This is a genomic window from Mesorhizobium sp. M0663 (genome assembly GCF_040320585.1).
Taxonomy (GTDB): Bacteria; Pseudomonadota; Alphaproteobacteria; order Rhizobiales; family Rhizobiaceae; genus Mesorhizobium.
In genome coordinates this window covers 390,478-405,606 of sequence record NZ_JAMYPX010000002.1, presented here as the reverse complement: position 1 = coordinate 405,606, position 15,129 = coordinate 390,478, and the positions used below count along the sequence as shown (strand labels likewise).

Genomic DNA, 15,129 nt, shown 5'->3' with positions numbered 1-15,129 from the left:
GGCCGCCGAAGTCTAGCATATGGCTTTGGGAGGAGGCTTCGATGACTTCAAGTTTCAACGTTCATCATGCTGCCGGCTATGAGCAGCTCATGGGCCGCTGGAGCCAAAGACTCGCGCCGCTGTTCATCGACTTCGTGGGGCTTGCCGACGGCGAAAAGATCCTCGACGTCGGTTGCGGTACCGGCAGCCTGACCTTCGCGCTCGTCAAGGCCGCTGACCTCGGTGAGGTCGCGGCGATCGACTTTTCGGCCGTTTTCGTCGAAGAGGCAATCCGGCGCAACACCGATCCGCGGATAAAAATCCGTCAGGCGGATGCCTGCGCCCTGCCCTTTGAGGATGGCGCGTTCGACCGTGCCCTGGCCCTGCTCGTGCTCCATTTCGTGCCCGAAGCCGGCAAGGCAGTCGCCGAGATGCGCCGCGTCGTGCGGCCGGGCGGCGTCGTCGCGGCGACGGTATGGGACCATCTCGGCGGCATGCCGGGGATGCGCATGATGATCGACACGGTGGCGGTGCTCAGTGAAGGCGGACGCCAGCTGCGTGCCCGCTATTGCACGCAGCCGATGATGCAGCCGGGTGAAATGAAACGGACCTTTGTTGAACAGGGTCTCCGCGACATTACGGAAACCCAGTTGATGATCCGCATGGACTACCAAAATTTCGATGATTACTGGGCGCCGATTGCCGCCGGCGAAGGGCCGCTCGGTAAGTATGTGGCCACGCTCGACCCGGAAGAGCGGGCGCGCACCGACGCCGCCATGCGCGACGCCTACGAGGCCGGCCGGCCCGACGGCCCGAGGTCCTTTGCCAATGTCGCCTGGGCCTGCCGCGGCGTCGTTGCCTGACCTTGGCGCTAATGCATGCCGCGCAAAAAGCGCGTCGCATGAGGCCGATCGAACGCGACGCGCTTTAGCCGATCCCGTAGACCAGCCCGACGCGGCCGTCCGAAAGCTGCTCGACCTTGCGCAGTTCGAGCCCACGACGATTCTTCGCCGTTCCAAACAGCGCCTTTCCGTCACCGGCGAGCAGCGGATAGACGATCAGCCTGAGTTCATCGACCAGCCCGGCATCGATAAGGCTCGCGGTAATTCGGGCGCCGCCCATAAGGTAGATGTCCTTGCCGGGCTGCTGTTTCAGCGCAGCGATATCCTCGAAATTCCGCACGAAGCGCGTCTTTGGCCAGGCCGCCGAAGTCATTGTGTTCGACAGCACATAATGCGGCGTCTGCGCGGCGAAGCGGGCCCATTCGAGCTCGGCCGGCTTCGGCAATTTGCCGGTCATCGGCAGCGGCTTGTCGGGCTCGTTCTGGATGGCGCTCCAGTAGCGCTCGTAGCCGGCATACATGACGCTGCCAAGCAGGCAAGCGTCGATTTGCGGCGTCAGGCCGTATTCGTCCGACCACGCGTCGACCCAATCGGCATAACCCTCGGGCCCCTCCATCTTGCCGTCGATGGAAATCTTCATTCCAGCGATCAATTTGCGCATGACTTCCTCCATCAGGCTTGCGGGATGCAAGCACGTTTCATCGTTTCAGCGTTGCTTCGTGTTGCTGGCGGCGACCTCAGGGATGGCCGCCGCGAGTTACATCAGGCCGGCAGGCGGCGGTCGTATTCTTCCCGCAGGCGGCTCCAGCCGTCCCAGAACGAGGTCGGCGTCTTGCCCGCCAGGCGGGCGGCCAGCAGGTCGAGGTGTATGTGCCAGCCGGCCGTGATGTTGAGCTGGATTGCACGTTCCGGCAGGCGGCGATGAACGACGGTGAGCAGCACATCGCTACCCTTCGCCTCCAGCAAGAAGGAGACGCCGCCGGTGTTTCCCCAGGTGATGGAAAGCTTGCGCGGCGGATCGAGTTCGGTGATCCGGCCCGCCATCCGATGCTCTTCGGGAAAGCCCGCGGGTCGCTGGCCAGGCGGGTCCGTCAGCTCGTCGTTACGCCAGACCAACTCGAACGAGCTGCCGGCCTTCATTTCCATCTGGCCCGCGGCCATCCATTGCCGGCGCAAGTCACTCTCGGTGAGATAGGCCCAGACGCGCTCGATGGGGCCGGGCAAGAGGCGCTGGATGGTGAACGTGGCGGGCTCGCTCAGCTCGCCATAGGCGTCGATGGTTCTCATCTGGTTCATTGCTCGTCTCCTTCTTTCGGGTTGGGCGATTTCCTGGACTCATCCTGGGCTTTGCGTGCGTCCTCTTCGCGAAGAAGGCGTTCGAGAACATCGAGACGACCGGTCCAGAAGCGCTCGTAGAAGCTGAGCCACTGATGGGCGCTGGCCAGCGGTCCAGGGGCTAGTCGGCACAGATGCGTGCGGCCCCTCACCTCTCGACGAATAAGCCCTGCGTTCTCCAGCGCCTTGATGTGCTTGGAGGCCGCCGCGAGCGACATCACGAAGGGTTCCGCCAGCTGGCTTACCGTTTTCTCGCCATCGGCGAGATCGCGAAGCATGTGCCGCCGGGTGGCGTCGCCAAGGGCGTGAAAAACCGCGTCCATCTGGGGTGTCTCTAATTCAACCATGTAGTTGAATATAGACGCACGCTTTGAGATAGTCAACCGTTTGGTTGAATAATTTTTGTGAAGCGCCGCGGGGCCGTTTGCGCCATCGAGCGTGTCGACGTGACGGGAGATACGGACGCGCCCCGCGACAGCAAGGGCGAGGCCCTTATTTGCCGTCGAAGAAACTGTGGATCGCGGCTTCCAGCTTTTCGATAAGCTGAGGGTTGTGGCAGCTGCCAGCCCAGATCAGGGCGTTTAGCCTCATCTCTTTGTTGATAAAGCTCACTTTCCCAGAATCCAGCAGGTATTCCGCGATCTCGTAGTGCCGCCCCTTGATAGCCTCGATGAGCGCGTTGTTTCTCCCCGTCTTGTCGGTCAGATTTACTTCCGCGCCATTCACCACGAGCAACTTGACGACTTCGAGATGCCCGTTCTTCGCCGCCTCGATAAGAGCCGTTCTGCCGTAGTAGTCAGCTCGCGCGTTGATCTCTATTTGGGGGTGTCTCACGAGGACAGAGATACACGCGTAATGTCCCTTGGCCGACGCAAGGCTCAAGGGCGTGCTCTTCCACTTGTTTCTGGAATTCACGTCGATTTCCGGGTCTTCGATCAGCGCCTCCACCACAGCTGTGCGGTCATTGAGGGCTGAAAGGTGAAGTGCAGACCAGCCGCCGTCGTCCGACTGATTGATGTCGGCGCCAGCCGCCAATTCCGATCGAACCGCCTCCGCATCGCCTTGTTCTGCCGCGACCAGCAGGGGCGACCAGTCTCTTGCCCCTTCGGCTTCCAAGCTGTTGGTCAACGCAGTCGCCTCCTCGGATAGTTCACAGAATACCACAGAATCCGCGATAGTGGGGTCGTCCTGCATTGAGTTCCCTGGAGCCCGTGGGTCACAGAGAGCTGTCGGCCCGAAGCGGAGGATCAGCGCTTCACGTCCGTCTCCTCACATTCTCCTGATATCGACTGGCTTTGGCGGCCATTCAGACTAGATAGAGCCTGCGCCGGGCGGAACGATGCAGAAGGACCTGAACATGCCTGAACAGATTACCCTGAATAGACCTGAACAGATCAGATTGAACGACGGCTCCGCCATTCCGCAAATCGGCCTCGGCGTATGGCAGGTCGATCCAGCCATCACCGCCAAGGTGGTGCGCTGGGGAATCGAGGCCGGCTACAGGCTGATCGACACCGCCGAAGGCTATCAGAACGAGGAAGGTGTCGGGCAGGCGATCCGCTCGGCCGGCGTGCCGAGAAGCGAGTTGTTCATCACCTCGAAACTGCGCAACGGCGCACATCAGCGCGACGCCGCCTTGCGCGCCTTCGACGAGACGATGAGCAAGCTCGGCATCGAACAGATCGACCTGTTCCTGATCCATTGGCCGGTGCCCAGCCAGGACAGATATGTCGAGGCCTGGAAGACGCTGATCGAACTCAGGCAATCAGGCCGGATCAAGTCGATCGGCGTTTCGAACTTCAACCAGAACCACCTCGAACGGATCATCGGCGAGACCGGCGTCACGCCGACCGTCAACCAGATCGAGCTCCACCCCCGCTTCCAGCAGCGTGACAAACGTGAATTCCACGACAGGCACAACATCCGCATTGAGAGCTGGAGCCCGCTGGGCAGCGGCCGGCTGTTGAGCAATCCGACGCTTGAAACCATCGCCAGGAAACACGGCAAGTCGGTGGCGCAGACGATCGTCAGGTGGCACCTTCAGGAAGGGCTGATCGTCATTCCAAAGTCGATCCACCAGGACCGCATCGCCGCCAATTTCGAGGTCTTCGATTTCGAGTTGGAAGCGAAGGACCTCGAGCTTATCCGGGGCATGGATTCGCCCGACGGCCGCACCGGCCCGAACCCCGCCACGGCCGCATTCCTGTTCTAACGAGGCGGGCCAACCCGGACGTTGGCATTCCTTCACACCCCCCTCTGCCCCGCCGGACATCTCCTCAAGGGGGGAGATCGGCAGCTTCAATAGCCGCGCCCTTCTTGCAGCGTCGGAGATTAGCGAAGGCCGCGATGAGGGCCAATCTCCCCCTTGTGGGGGAGATGTCCGGCAGGACAGAGGGGGGCGCTGTCCCGGCAGCGATCAAAACTACCCTTCCCGCTAGCTCATATCCCGGAGCCATCCACCAGCGGCACATCTTCGCCCTCCCAGGGGCTCGGCATCGATCCCTTGCTGAGATTGGCCGACGGCAGCGGCATCCAGCACTTCAGTTCGGGTTCGGCATATTCGACGATGCGTCCTGGAGACGAGTCGGAGGCGCGCCAGCCTTCGCTGCCGAACTGATCGGCGCGGGCCCAGTAAGCCATGTCGACCTCGGCCGGACCCTGTTCGGACGGCCGAACCGTGACAAGGATTCTGCTGCCGTCCCTTGGCGCGCTCGACATGTGGCGCCACTGACCGGGCTCGTCCATTGCATTTCCTCCTGCGATCTTCGCCTCGAACGAATAGTCGCTTCGCGTTCGGAAGCGGTCAACCCGAACTTTTTTGCCTGAGACAAAACCCCTGTCCCGTCGTCGCGGAACAAGTCATGGCACGCCGGGTTTGGGCAAGTTGTGAAGGAAGCAAAATGAGACCAGCGCCGCGACCGATCCTTACCATTATTGCATGGCAGGCCGCGTCTTTCGTTCGCAACCCGGTCCGGTCGCAATGAGGCAGGCCGGTTCCGATCATTCCATCCCACCGAAGGAGGGCAAAGGTGGCATAGGACGAGCGCTCGGCCTCGGACTGATAACAGGGGCGGCCGACGACGATTGTTCCGCAATAGGCACCTATGCCAGTGCCGGCGCCCGTTTCGGACCCGACCTGCTCTGGACGGCTCCGGTGACGTTGCCGATGATGTACGCGGTCGTCTACCTGTCGTCGAAGCTCGGCCAGGTGTCGGGGCGCGGATTGTTCCACGTCATCAAGGACTTCTACCCGCGGTGGCTGCTCTGGTCGGTGCTGTTGGGTGTGCTCGTCGGCAACACCATCGAGGCAGCGGCCGATCTTGGTGGAATGGCGGCGGCGATCAACATATTCGTGCCGCTTCCCATTCCGCTGATCGTGCTGTTCGTCGCCGCCCTCATCTTCGCCCTCCAGGTCTTCGGCTCCTATACTTTGATCCGCAACATCTTTCGCTGGCTGGCGCTGGCGCTGCTCGCTTATGTCGGTGCCGCCATTCTGGCCAAGCCGGATGCCGCGGCGGTGCTGCGCGGAACGCTGCTTCCCAGGATCGAATTCAACCGGGAGTTCCTGTCGATCCTGGTCGCCATCATCGGTACGACGCTGTCCGCCTATCTCTATACGTGGCAGTCCAATGAGGAGGTCGAGGAGGAGATTGCCCAAGGGCGAACGACGCTCAGGCAAAGGAAGGGCGCCACCGCCGGCGAACTCCGCCGCTCGCGCCGGGACATCCTCATCGGCATGACGTTTTCAAATCTCATCATGTATTTCATCATCCTGTCGACCGGGGCGACGCTCTACAAGGCGGGGCATCACGATATCGACACGGCCGCGCAAGCCGCGGAGGCGCTGCGCCCACTCGCCGGCCAGGCCGCAAGCGTTCTGTTCGCCGCAGGCGTGATCGGCGTCGGTTTCCTAGCGGTTCCTGTCATGACCACCGGCGCTGCCTATGACGTGGCACAAGCCATCGGCTGGAAAAACAGCCTGCACGCCCGGGCTCGAGAAGCGCCAAAATTTTATCTCGCCATCGGATTTTTTACGGCGATCGCCGCCGGCCTCAACTTCCTCGGCTTCAATCCGATGAAGGCGCTGGTCTGGTCCGGCATCGTTCAGGGCTTCTCGACGCCGCCCTTGCTGCTGCTCATCATGCTGATGACGAACAGCCGCAGGATCATGGGGGAGCAGGTGAACAGCCGCAGCACCAACATACTCGGTTGGGCAACGACCGCCGCCATCTTCTCGGCGACGATCGGCCTGGTGGCCACCTGGTTCATGTAAATCCGGCAGGACAAGGGACGCCGCTAGTTGGATTACCCGTTCCCGCTTGCGGATTGCCCCAGCTTTGCCGACCTTGGAAACTCCACAACATCTCCCACCGGCCGCTTGTATTGCGCTGCGACAATTGCATCGATCAGGAGATCCAGAGCCGCACGAGCCGTGCGGCTCGTCTCGTCCTCGCCGCTCAAATAGTGGCAGGCTCGTTCAAGGTGCAGGTGTGCGGCGGCAAAGTCGCTTGTCATAGGCATCTCCCTGTTGCCCGCCCGCCGGCAAGATGACCGCCTCGATTTAGCCAAAAGCAAATATCCACAGCCGGATTTAAATCAAATTGACCTGATTCACCGCAGCCGCGGAGCCACTCCAGCGCCGTGGCCTGTGCCTTGCTTGCATCCTCCCCGAGGACCGCTAGGCCGTCGAGGGATTGTACCACAGGCACATGGTTCCCCGACGTCTCGCCGGGAGCGCCCGAGGGCGACTTGCCTGATATGTCCGGCCGGCTGTTTATGCGCTCTATCCGACGCGCTGCGCCATCGCGGCTGAAGGCGCTGCGGCGGATCTTGCAACGCGCTGCGGCGCGTTGAATGAACCAATTGCGGGCGATGTGCCGCAAACTCAGTTCGCTCATCACCCAGCTTTTGAAATTTTCTCGCTCTTTTAATTCTACAAACTCTCTAGACTTAAAATAGATCGCTAGACCCAAGATCTTGAAATAGAGCGCTTGAGAGGGAGCCAGGAATGTCGAAAAAGCTCGTGGTGGGGCTGTCGGGCAACTTGACCCGGCCATCGAAGACCAAGGCGTTCGTCAGCCACATTGTCGGGCAGGCCGCCGAAAGCATCGGCGCGGCCTCGGCCGTCTTCGACATCGAGGATCTCGGCGCGTCCCTGCCGCAGGCAAGGCGCCTCGGCGACCTCGACCCGGCGGCGCGCAACATCGTCGAACGGCTGCTGGGCGCCGACATCCTGGTGGCCGGCTCGCCGACTTTCAAAGGCAGCTATACCGGGCTTTTCAAGCATTTCTTCGACCTGCTCGATCCGTCATCGCTGAGGGGCAAGCCCGTCATCCTCGCCGCGACCGGCGGCGGCGAGCGCCATTCGCTGATCGTCGAGCACCAGTTGCGGCCGCTGTTCGGCTTCTTCGAGGCGCTGACCGTGCCGACCGCGATCTACGCCTCCGACAAGGATTTTGCCAATGGCGTGCTGGTGTCGGAAGCCATCCACGCCCGCGCCCGGCAGGCGGTCGCCGAGGCATGCCGTGTAACCGGGGTGCCCTACGGCGTCGGCCTTGCCGCCTGAACGCACCGCTGACCCGAGATCCCCTTTCCGATCCGTCCAGGAGCACGCCGCGATGACCAGATCCACCAAATCCAGGCAAATCAAACTGGGCGCTTTCCTGCCCGGCGGCGGACAGCATATCGCCGCCTGGCGCCACCCCGAGGCGCCGGCCGACGGCGCCACCAATTTCGAGTTCCACAAGCAGCTCGCCCTGACCGCCGAGCGCGGCCTGTTCGATGCCTATTTCCTCGCCGACAATCTGACGGTCGGGCTCGGCGCCCGCGAAGGCGGCAATGCCAAGATCGCCGGCTTCGAGCCGGTGACGCTGTTTGCAGCGCTGTCGCCGCTCACCACGCATCTCGGCTTCATCGCTACCGCCTCGACCACCTACGAGGAGCCCTACACGCTCGCCCGCAAATTCGCCTCGCTCGATCATCTGTCGAATGGCCGCGCCGGCTGGAACGTCGTCACCTCGGCCGGCGACGAAACCGCGCGCAACTTCAATCGCGAGACGCAGCCTGCCCACGCCGAGCGCTATGCCCGCGCGCATGAACATGTCGAGACGGTCAAGGCGCTGTGGGACAGCTGGGAGGACGATGCCTTCATCCGCGACAAGAAATCGGGGCGCTTCTACGACAAGGACAAGCTCCACGACATCGACCACAAGGGCGCGCATTTCAGCGTGAAAGGGCCGCTCAACGTGCCGCGCCCGGTGCAGGGGCATCCGGTCCTGGTGCAGGCGGGGCAATCGGAAGACGGTCGCAAGCTCGCCGCCCACTCGGCGGAAGTCATCTTCACCGCCCATCAGAACCTGGCGTCGGCGCAGGAATTCTATCGCGATATCAAGGCGCGCGTGACGGCCGCCGGCCGCGATCCCGAGCAGGTGCTGATCATGCCGGGCGTGGCACCCTTCGTCGGCCGCACCGAAGAAGAAGCGCGTGCCAAGTACCAGCAGCTGAACGATCTCATCCTGCCCGAAGACGGCGTCGCCCTGCTCAATGGGCTGGCCGGCCAGACGCTCGACATCACCGGCTATCCGCTCGATGGACCGCTGCCGCCGAGCAAGGAGACCGAAGGCATGAAGAGCCGCCAGGCGCTGATCCGCCAGATTGCCGACGAGCACAACTTCACCATCCGACAGCTCTACCAATGGGTGGCAACGGCCCGCGGCCATTATACCGTCATCGGCAGCGCCACGCAGGTCGCCGATCAGCTGGAGGAATGGTTTGGCAACGAAGCCGCCGACGGCTTCAACATCCTGCCGCCCTGGCTGCCCGGCGGGCTCGACGACTTCGTCGAGCTGGTGATCCCCGAACTGCAGCGCCGCGGTCTGTTCCGCACCGCCTATGAAGGCAGGACACTGCGCGAGAACCTCGGCCTCAGGCGGCCGGAAAACCCCTGGACCGCCGCCCGCTCGGCGGTGCTGGCCGCCGAATAATCCCGAGAAGCCCGATATTTTCCAAGCAGGAGGCAACACGATGACCTTGCAGCACATCGAACAGGCCGCCAGCCTCGGCACGCCTGACAGCACGACAAGCCTCGGCACGGACTTCCTGCGCCTCGGTGGCCGGGCGGGCATCCGCTTCCTGTCGCGCTACGGCGTCCTCATCGCTTTCCTCGCAATCTGGCAAGTGTCGAGCAGCGCGGGCTGGGTCAACGCGGCCGTGCTGCCGCCGATCGACATGATTGTCGCAGCACTTTGGAAGGGGCTGGCCGGCGGCACTCTGCTCGGCGACATCGCCATCAGCCTGCAGCGCGCCGGTCTCGCTTTCGCGGCCGCCGTGCTGGTCGCCATCCCGCTCGGCCTGTTCATGGGCCAGGTGCGGGCGGTCGAGACCGCGCTCGATCCCATCCTGCAGGTCTTCCGCCAGACCTCGGCGCTGGCGCTCTATCCCGTCTTCATCCTGCTGCTTGGGCTCGGCGAAGCCTCCAAGGTGTTCGTCATCTTCTGGGCGACGCTGTTCCCGTTGCTGCTCAACACCATCGGCGGCGTCAAGCAGGTCGATCCGAAACTGCTGGAGATGGCCCGCGTCTATGGTGCCAGGCAGCTCACCGTCTTCCGTCGCGTCGTGCTGCCCGGCGCCGTGCCGTCGATCTTCGTTGGGCTTAGGCTCAGCGCCACCACGGCGCTGCTCCTTCTGATCGCCTCCGAAATGATCGGCGCCAACAAGGGCATCGGCTTTCAGGTGATGAACGCGCAGTACAACTTCCAGATCCCGCTGATGTTTGCGGCAATCGTCATCCTCGCCGGCCTCGGCCTGATCGCCAACCAGGCGCTGGTCAGCCTGCAGCGGCGGCTCTGCCGCTGGAGCAATGCCGTCGACTGACCACCCGCGCTTACCAATCTCAACCAGGCCAGAACTCAAATCAGGAAAGACCCGGACCATGAAAATCTCCCGCCGTTCCCTGCTTGCCGGCGCGCCCTTCGCCGCCGGCCTTCTCGCCGCCGGCCTGCCGCGCTTCGCCTTTGCCGAAGCGGCACCCGTCAAGTTCCGCTCCCTCGCCAGCCGTGGCAGCATCTCTCCGCATGAGCTGGCCGGCGAGCTCGGCTATTTCAAAGGCCTCGGTATCGAGGTCGAGAATGTCGGCTATTCCGGCGGCGGCCCGGAATCATTGTTTGCGCTCGCCTCCGGCAGCGTCGATATCGGCTCGGCTGCAACCGCAGCCGTGATCAACTCGATCTCCGGCGGCAACGACTTCGTCGCCGTCTATCCGAGCAACGGCATCAACAGCAAGGTGCGCAGCGTCTTCTACGTGCTCGATGACAGCCCGATCAAATCGATCGCCGACATTGCCGGCAAGACCATCGCCGTCAACACGCTCGGCGCCCATCTCGACTATACCGTGCGCGAGGCGCTGCACAGCGTCGGCCTGTCGCCGGACGCCGCCAATCTCGTCGTCGTGCCCGGACCGCAGCTCGAACAGACCTTGCGGTCCCGCCAGGTCGACATCGCGGCGCTGGGCTATTGGCAGGCGACATTTGCCGGGGCGCTGGTCGACAATGGCGGTGTGCGTGGCGTGTTCAACGACACCGACGTGCTGGGCGAGCTGGCGGGCGGCTTCGTCGTGCTCAGGCGCGACTTCATCGCCGCGCATCCCGACGCCGCCCGCAATTTCGTCGAGCAATCGGCGCGCGCCTCAGACTGGTCGCTGCAGAACCCCGACGAAGCGCGCAAGGTGCTGGCAAACATCCTCGACAAGCGCGGCGAAAACGGCGAGCTGGCGCGTTACTGGACCGGCTTCGGGCTGCGCCAGGGGGCAAAGGCGACGGATCGCGACATCGACTTCTGGGTCAGCGTGCTCGAGCGCGACGGCCGCCTGCCAAAGGGTAAGCTGAGGGCAGCGGACATCCTCTACCGGCCGGGCGAAACCAAGACCAACTGACAAAGGCAACCGACCAACCAGTTGGGAGACGCGCGCGATGAGCAGCACAAGCGGCGGTCAGGTCAGCATACGCGACCTGTCCAAATCGTTCAGCATCGGCGGGCGCTCGCTCGCCGTGTTGAGGACCCTCAACCTCGACATCCACTCGGGTGAATGCCTTGTCATCGTCGGCGCCAGCGGATCGGGCAAGACCACGCTGCTGCGCATCCTAGCCGGGCTGGAGGCTGCCGACAGCGGCGGCGTCGCCATCGACGGCATGCCGGTGCACGGCGTCGGCGCCGAGCGTGCGGTGATTTTCCAGGAGCCGCGCCTGCTGCCCTGGCTGACCGTGCTCGGCAATGTCGCCTTCGGTCTCGAAGTGCGCGGCGTGCCGAAGGCGGAGGCCGAGGAAAGGGCGCACTTCTATATCGCGCTGGTCGGCCTCGCCGAATTCAGCGATGCCTTTCCCCGGCAGCTATCGGGCGGCATGGCACAGCGCGTCGGCATCGCCCGCGCCTTGACCGTGCAGCCCGAAATCCTGCTGCTTGACGAGCCGCTGGGCGCGCTCGACGCGATGACCAAGATCGGCATGCAGGAGGAACTGGCGCGCATCTGGAGCGAGGAGAACGTCACCATGGTGATGGTGACGCACGACCTCGAGGAAGCGATCTACCTTGCCGACCGGGTGCTGATCCTGCCCAAGGAGAAAGGCGGCGCGGCGCGGCTGATCGACATCGACCTGCCCCGCCCGCGCGAGCGCAGCGAAAGCCGTTTCGTACGCTACCGCGAGGAACTGCTGCGCGAATTCGGCCTGCACTGAAAGCCGCCTAAGAGGCCTTGGTTCCTCGCCCCGCGAAGCGGGGAGAGGTGTCTCGGCGAAGCCGAGACGGAGAGGGGCCCCTCTTTGAGTGCCCCGCGCTTTCCTGGAACCGGATTCCCCGCCCCCGCATTTCCTTAACCGGGAGGCGAAGGAGCGCGGCATGAAAGCCTTGTTCGCAATCTTTGGCGGCTTCGTGCTGACGCTTGCCGTATTCGCCAGCGGCCTCGCCTTCGCCACCTGGCTTCTAATAGCCAAGCCGGTACGGCCGGCCGCCCCGGTCTCCAGCGTCGCCGAACTGTGGGCCAAGGACCCGCGACCGGTGAACCCGGCCTCGCAGCGCCTCGAGCGCCTCCCGGCCCGCCCGGTCCCCGTTCGCACCTCGGAAGTTGATCGCAGCTCGAAACCCGCCGATGCCGCAGCGTCGACAACCGACATCACCGCGACCGGCTCTACCCAGCCACCAGCGGAAGAGCAGCAGACGCTACCCGCCGCCCATATCGAATGGTGCGCCAGCCGCTACCGCTCCTACCGGCCGGACGACAACCGCTACACGTCCTACAGCGGACAACAGCGCCCCTGCATCTCGCCCTATCTCGACATCACCGATGACGGCAGCTACGTCGAGGCGAGCGATAGGTCGTCACTGGAGGGCTACCCGCCATCGGACGAAACCGGCGCCGCCGAGCTCTCATCCGATCACGTGCAATACTGCTTCAGCCGCTACCGGTCATATCGACCGGAGGACAACAGCTATCAGCCGTATTCCGGGGGGCCGCGCAGGCAGTGCGAGTAGGCAGGCCGGGGGGTGGCTGGCGGCCGCAGTGCATGGCGCCTTGTGCGACCCACCCAACGATCAAGCAGATTTCTTGGATCGTTCGGGTTGGCGCGGCGTTCATCCGATACCCAAAGGAGAAGTCAACATGGGCGACGACCGGGAAGACAAGATTCGTGAGCGCGCATACCAGATCTGGGAACGCGAAGGCGGGATCCATGGCGATCCCAAGCGGCACTGGCACCAGGCCGAGGCCGAGATCGACAGGGAGGCAGCCCTGCCACTGACGGCAGGCGATGCCCTGCCGGAAACCCGCGAGGTCGCGAGCTCCGACGTTTTGACGGTGGAGGCCCTGGCGGTGCGCACCGGCATATCGGGCGAACAGGCGCAGGAGCTGATCGACAGGCTGGGAAACGACAGGGCGGCTATCGAACAAGCCGCGCGCAACCTTAAGGGGAAGCAGCGGCTCGGGGAGTGACAGATGATCAGAAAACTCAAGGACGGAAAATACCGCCTCTATTCGCGCAAGAAGGACGAAAAGACCGGCAAGCGCCGCAATCTCGGCACCTTCGATACCCGCGAGGCCGCCGAAAAGCACGAACGCGAGGTGCAGTATTTCAAGAGGCATTGAGGGGCGTGCTGTCGCTTCCCAGGCAGCCGCGCCGGAGGGCAGCCTCCTAGGCTGTCCAGCGTCACGATGTGGTCCTTGGCGGTGCCTCCAGCGTTCCTGTTGAAATTGAACAAAACGGGAACAAAAATGTCAAGAGCGAATTGACTCTGCGAGGAATGCCTTCCTATTTGTCAGTAGGCGGGGCGGTTGCTCACAAATCGAGGAGAGCCGCGATGGGCAGACGAAAAAGCCGGTTTGACAGGCTGTCGGCGAGGGATGCGGAGGCGATCATCAGGGACACTTTGAGCCTGCGCAAGACGGTGCTGTCGTCGCAGCTGCATCTGAAGGCGCATGGCGAGCTGTTCTGGCAGCTTTGCGGGCTTGTCGAGAAATTGCACGAGGTGCTGGCCAGCGTCGCGGAGAAGGAGCCCGATTACCGGATGGCGGAGCTTGGCCTGCTTCCCCTCCCCGAGGATTACTCGACCCGGAAATGAGCCATGGCCGGGCCGATGGACAGCGTTGGGCGTGCCGCCAAGGCCAACATGCTGCTCATCGTGGAGTGCGGCCATTGCTACCATGTCGGACGCTTCAGGGCGAATGACGTGGCCCAGGTGGTGGGCTGGAACAAGCCGCTGGAAGCGATCAGGTTCAGGTGCAAACGATGCAGCCGCAAGGACACGACGGTGAAGACGCAGTTCATCGACCAGGACCATCCACCCAAGGGCTACATCTGGGTGCTGCAGAAGTTCAAGCGCTAAAACAACGAGCCTTGCACCGGCGCCTGCTGCGGAAACTTGATCTGTGTCGCCGGCTTGTCGACGATCACCAGCGCGTCATCGGGCGCCGTGCGCTGCAGGTGCCTTGCCTCCGACCACGGCGCGGTGAGCCAGGCCTCGGTTTCTTCCGGCGTGGTCAGGATCACCGGCATCGCCTTCTCGTGGATCGGCGCGATCAGCGCGTTGGGCTGGGTCGTCATGAAGCCATAGACCTGGTGATCGGCGGGGCCGTCCTTGATCTTGCGAATGCCCTGCCAGCGCGTCCACAGGCCGGCAAAGAAGAATAGCGGGCGGTCCTCGCCGAGTGCAAACCAGTAGTTGCGCTGAATGCCGGTCTCGGGGTCCTTGTCGCCGGGCGTCGGGCTGGGCTCGGCGAAGCTGGTGACAGGCACCACGCAGCGGTTCTCGATGCCGAGATATTGCTGCCAATGGCCATATTGCGGATTGCGGATATTGGTGGTGCCATAGTCGGCCTTGCCCTTGACCCGCTCCAGTGGCGTCGGCATGCCCCACAGCAGATTGGCCAATTCGCGTTCGCCGTCCGGCGCGTTGCGCACCACCGGGCCGGGCTGGTTGGGATAGATGTCGATGGAGGGTTCGAGATTGCCGAGGATGTCGCGCAAGGCGCGGGTCCACTGGCGGATAGCCTCCTGGCTGGTCGTGATGTTGTAGAGATTGCACATTTTCAGGCCGTTCCCGGATGCTCAGGCATCTTGTTGGAAACGGCCCGGAATTTCCAGCGCTGTCCGTTGAGTTGCTGACACGGCAGGCCGTGTCAGCAATGGCTTTGTGAGACCTACCGCGCCGATTGTCTCATAGCTTGTGCGGCTACCGCCGCGAGAAAAGCCCTCGCCGCGGCATCGCAGGCCGCTCGAGACGGGCCTTTGGCGAAAAGAAGAAGCTCGGCGGCTCGAATGTTGAGCCCGTGCTTCCTTGCGAATGTGGCTAGATCGTAAGGCTTGTTGTCGTAAGGTTCGTCGTAATCGATCGTCAGATCGTAGTTTTCTTTCATTTTCTTCCTCCCGTTAGCGATCTCCCCCCTCCTGTCGCTAACGCAAAATTAACGTCGATGGCGGCGGGCGAGTCC

20 protein-coding genes are annotated in these 15,129 nt (G+C 63.2%); 13 read left to right on the top strand and 7 right to left on the bottom strand.

Annotated features, from left to right (window positions below):
• Window positions 1-41 precede the first annotated feature (41 nt).
• The gene (locus tag NKI54_RS05140; protein ID WP_352636042.1) at window positions 42-842 is read left to right on the top strand and encodes a class I SAM-dependent methyltransferase; all 801 of its coding nucleotides are present in this window, start codon (window positions 42-44) and stop codon (window positions 840-842) included.
• 64 nt (window positions 843-906) lie between these two features.
• Here NKI54_RS05140 and NKI54_RS05135 read toward each other — a convergent pair whose 3' ends face one another.
• The 4 genes from NKI54_RS05135 to NKI54_RS05120 form a co-directional block, all read right to left on the bottom strand.
• Window positions 907-1,482, bottom strand: a complete 576-nt coding sequence (locus tag NKI54_RS05135; RefSeq protein ID WP_031211957.1) for a dihydrofolate reductase family protein — start codon at window positions 1,480-1,482, stop codon at window positions 907-909.
• 101 nt (window positions 1,483-1,583) lie between these two features.
• Window positions 1,584-2,117 carry an SRPBCC family protein gene (locus tag NKI54_RS05130; protein ID WP_352587117.1) on the bottom strand — a complete coding sequence of 178 codons (534 nt, stop codon included), beginning with the start codon at window positions 2,115-2,117 and terminating at the stop codon, window positions 1,584-1,586.
• On the bottom strand, window positions 2,114-2,503 hold the full coding sequence (locus NKI54_RS05125) for an ArsR/SmtB family transcription factor (protein WP_023677309.1): 390 nt from the start codon (window positions 2,501-2,503) through the stop codon (window positions 2,114-2,116). Before NKI54_RS05125 ends, NKI54_RS05130 begins: the two co-directional genes overlap by 4 nt.
• A gap of 145 nt (window positions 2,504-2,648) precedes the next feature.
• The gene (locus NKI54_RS05120) at window positions 2,649-3,284 is read right to left on the bottom strand and encodes an ankyrin repeat domain-containing protein (protein ID WP_352587120.1); all 636 of its coding nucleotides are present in this window, start codon (window positions 3,282-3,284) and stop codon (window positions 2,649-2,651) included.
• A gap of 229 nt (window positions 3,285-3,513) precedes the next feature.
• On the opposite strand from NKI54_RS05120, the gene NKI54_RS05115 reads away from it, so the two are divergent.
• Window positions 3,514-4,368 (top strand): aldo/keto reductase, encoded by an 855-nt coding sequence (locus NKI54_RS05115; RefSeq protein WP_031211956.1) that lies wholly within the window; start codon window positions 3,514-3,516, stop codon window positions 4,366-4,368.
• Between the two features lie 227 nt (window positions 4,369-4,595).
• Here the strand turns inward: NKI54_RS05115 and NKI54_RS05110 are convergent, their stop codons facing one another.
• Entirely contained in the window at window positions 4,596-4,901 is a 306-nt protein-coding gene (locus NKI54_RS05110; protein ID WP_023677305.1) for a hypothetical protein, read from the bottom strand.
• A gap of 235 nt (window positions 4,902-5,136) precedes the next feature.
• Here NKI54_RS05110 and NKI54_RS05105 point away from each other — a divergent pair, with 235 nt between their 5' ends.
• The 11 genes from NKI54_RS05105 (at window position 5,137) to NKI54_RS05055 (ending at window position 14,024) form a co-directional block, all read left to right on the top strand.
• Window positions 5,137-6,429: an Nramp family divalent metal transporter gene (locus NKI54_RS05105; protein ID WP_031211955.1), complete on the top strand. Its 1,293-nt coding sequence runs from the start codon at window positions 5,137-5,139 to the stop codon at window positions 6,427-6,429.
• A gap of 735 nt (window positions 6,430-7,164) precedes the next feature.
• A complete protein-coding gene (gene msuE, locus NKI54_RS05100; RefSeq protein ID WP_023677302.1) occupies window positions 7,165-7,722 on the top strand; it encodes an FMN reductase in 558 nt (185 codons plus the stop codon).
• Window positions 7,723-7,774: 52 nt separating this feature from the next.
• A complete protein-coding gene (locus NKI54_RS05095) occupies window positions 7,775-9,139 on the top strand; it encodes an LLM class flavin-dependent oxidoreductase (RefSeq protein WP_352621356.1) in 1,365 nt (454 codons plus the stop codon).
• Window positions 9,140-9,179: 40 nt separating this feature from the next.
• Window positions 9,180-10,028: an ABC transporter permease gene (locus NKI54_RS05090; protein ID WP_023677300.1), complete on the top strand. Its 849-nt coding sequence runs from the start codon at window positions 9,180-9,182 to the stop codon at window positions 10,026-10,028.
• A gap of 58 nt (window positions 10,029-10,086) precedes the next feature.
• Window positions 10,087-11,085 (top strand): ABC transporter substrate-binding protein, encoded by a 999-nt coding sequence (locus tag NKI54_RS05085; RefSeq protein WP_352587126.1) that lies wholly within the window; start codon window positions 10,087-10,089, stop codon window positions 11,083-11,085.
• Between the two features lie 37 nt (window positions 11,086-11,122).
• Window positions 11,123-11,884: an ABC transporter ATP-binding protein gene (locus NKI54_RS05080; RefSeq protein ID WP_352636036.1), complete on the top strand. Its 762-nt coding sequence runs from the start codon at window positions 11,123-11,125 to the stop codon at window positions 11,882-11,884.
• Between the two features lie 160 nt (window positions 11,885-12,044).
• Entirely contained in the window at window positions 12,045-12,677 is a 633-nt protein-coding gene (locus NKI54_RS05075) for a BA14K family protein (protein WP_352690807.1), read from the top strand.
• A gap of 127 nt (window positions 12,678-12,804) precedes the next feature.
• Window positions 12,805-13,134: a DUF2934 domain-containing protein gene (locus NKI54_RS05070; protein ID WP_352621363.1), complete on the top strand. Its 330-nt coding sequence runs from the start codon at window positions 12,805-12,807 to the stop codon at window positions 13,132-13,134.
• A gap of 3 nt (window positions 13,135-13,137) precedes the next feature.
• The gene (locus tag NKI54_RS05065) at window positions 13,138-13,287 is read left to right on the top strand and encodes a hypothetical protein (RefSeq protein WP_023677295.1); all 150 of its coding nucleotides are present in this window, start codon (window positions 13,138-13,140) and stop codon (window positions 13,285-13,287) included.
• Between the two features lie 212 nt (window positions 13,288-13,499).
• The gene (locus NKI54_RS05060) at window positions 13,500-13,760 is read left to right on the top strand and encodes a hypothetical protein (protein WP_352621365.1); all 261 of its coding nucleotides are present in this window, start codon (window positions 13,500-13,502) and stop codon (window positions 13,758-13,760) included.
• Between the two features lie 3 nt (window positions 13,761-13,763).
• The gene (locus NKI54_RS05055) at window positions 13,764-14,024 is read left to right on the top strand and encodes a hypothetical protein (RefSeq protein ID WP_023677293.1); all 261 of its coding nucleotides are present in this window, start codon (window positions 13,764-13,766) and stop codon (window positions 14,022-14,024) included.
• Here the strand turns inward: NKI54_RS05055 and NKI54_RS05050 are convergent.
• Window positions 14,021-14,725 (bottom strand): SOS response-associated peptidase, encoded by a 705-nt coding sequence (locus tag NKI54_RS05050; RefSeq protein ID WP_352587144.1) that lies wholly within the window; start codon window positions 14,723-14,725, stop codon window positions 14,021-14,023. The genes NKI54_RS05055 and NKI54_RS05050 overlap by 4 nt on opposite strands.
• A gap of 113 nt (window positions 14,726-14,838) precedes the next feature.
• Window positions 14,839-15,054, bottom strand: coding sequence for a hypothetical protein (locus NKI54_RS05045; protein ID WP_023677289.1), 216 nt, complete (start codon window positions 15,052-15,054; stop codon window positions 14,839-14,841).
• Between the last annotated feature and the right edge of the window lie 75 nt (window positions 15,055-15,129).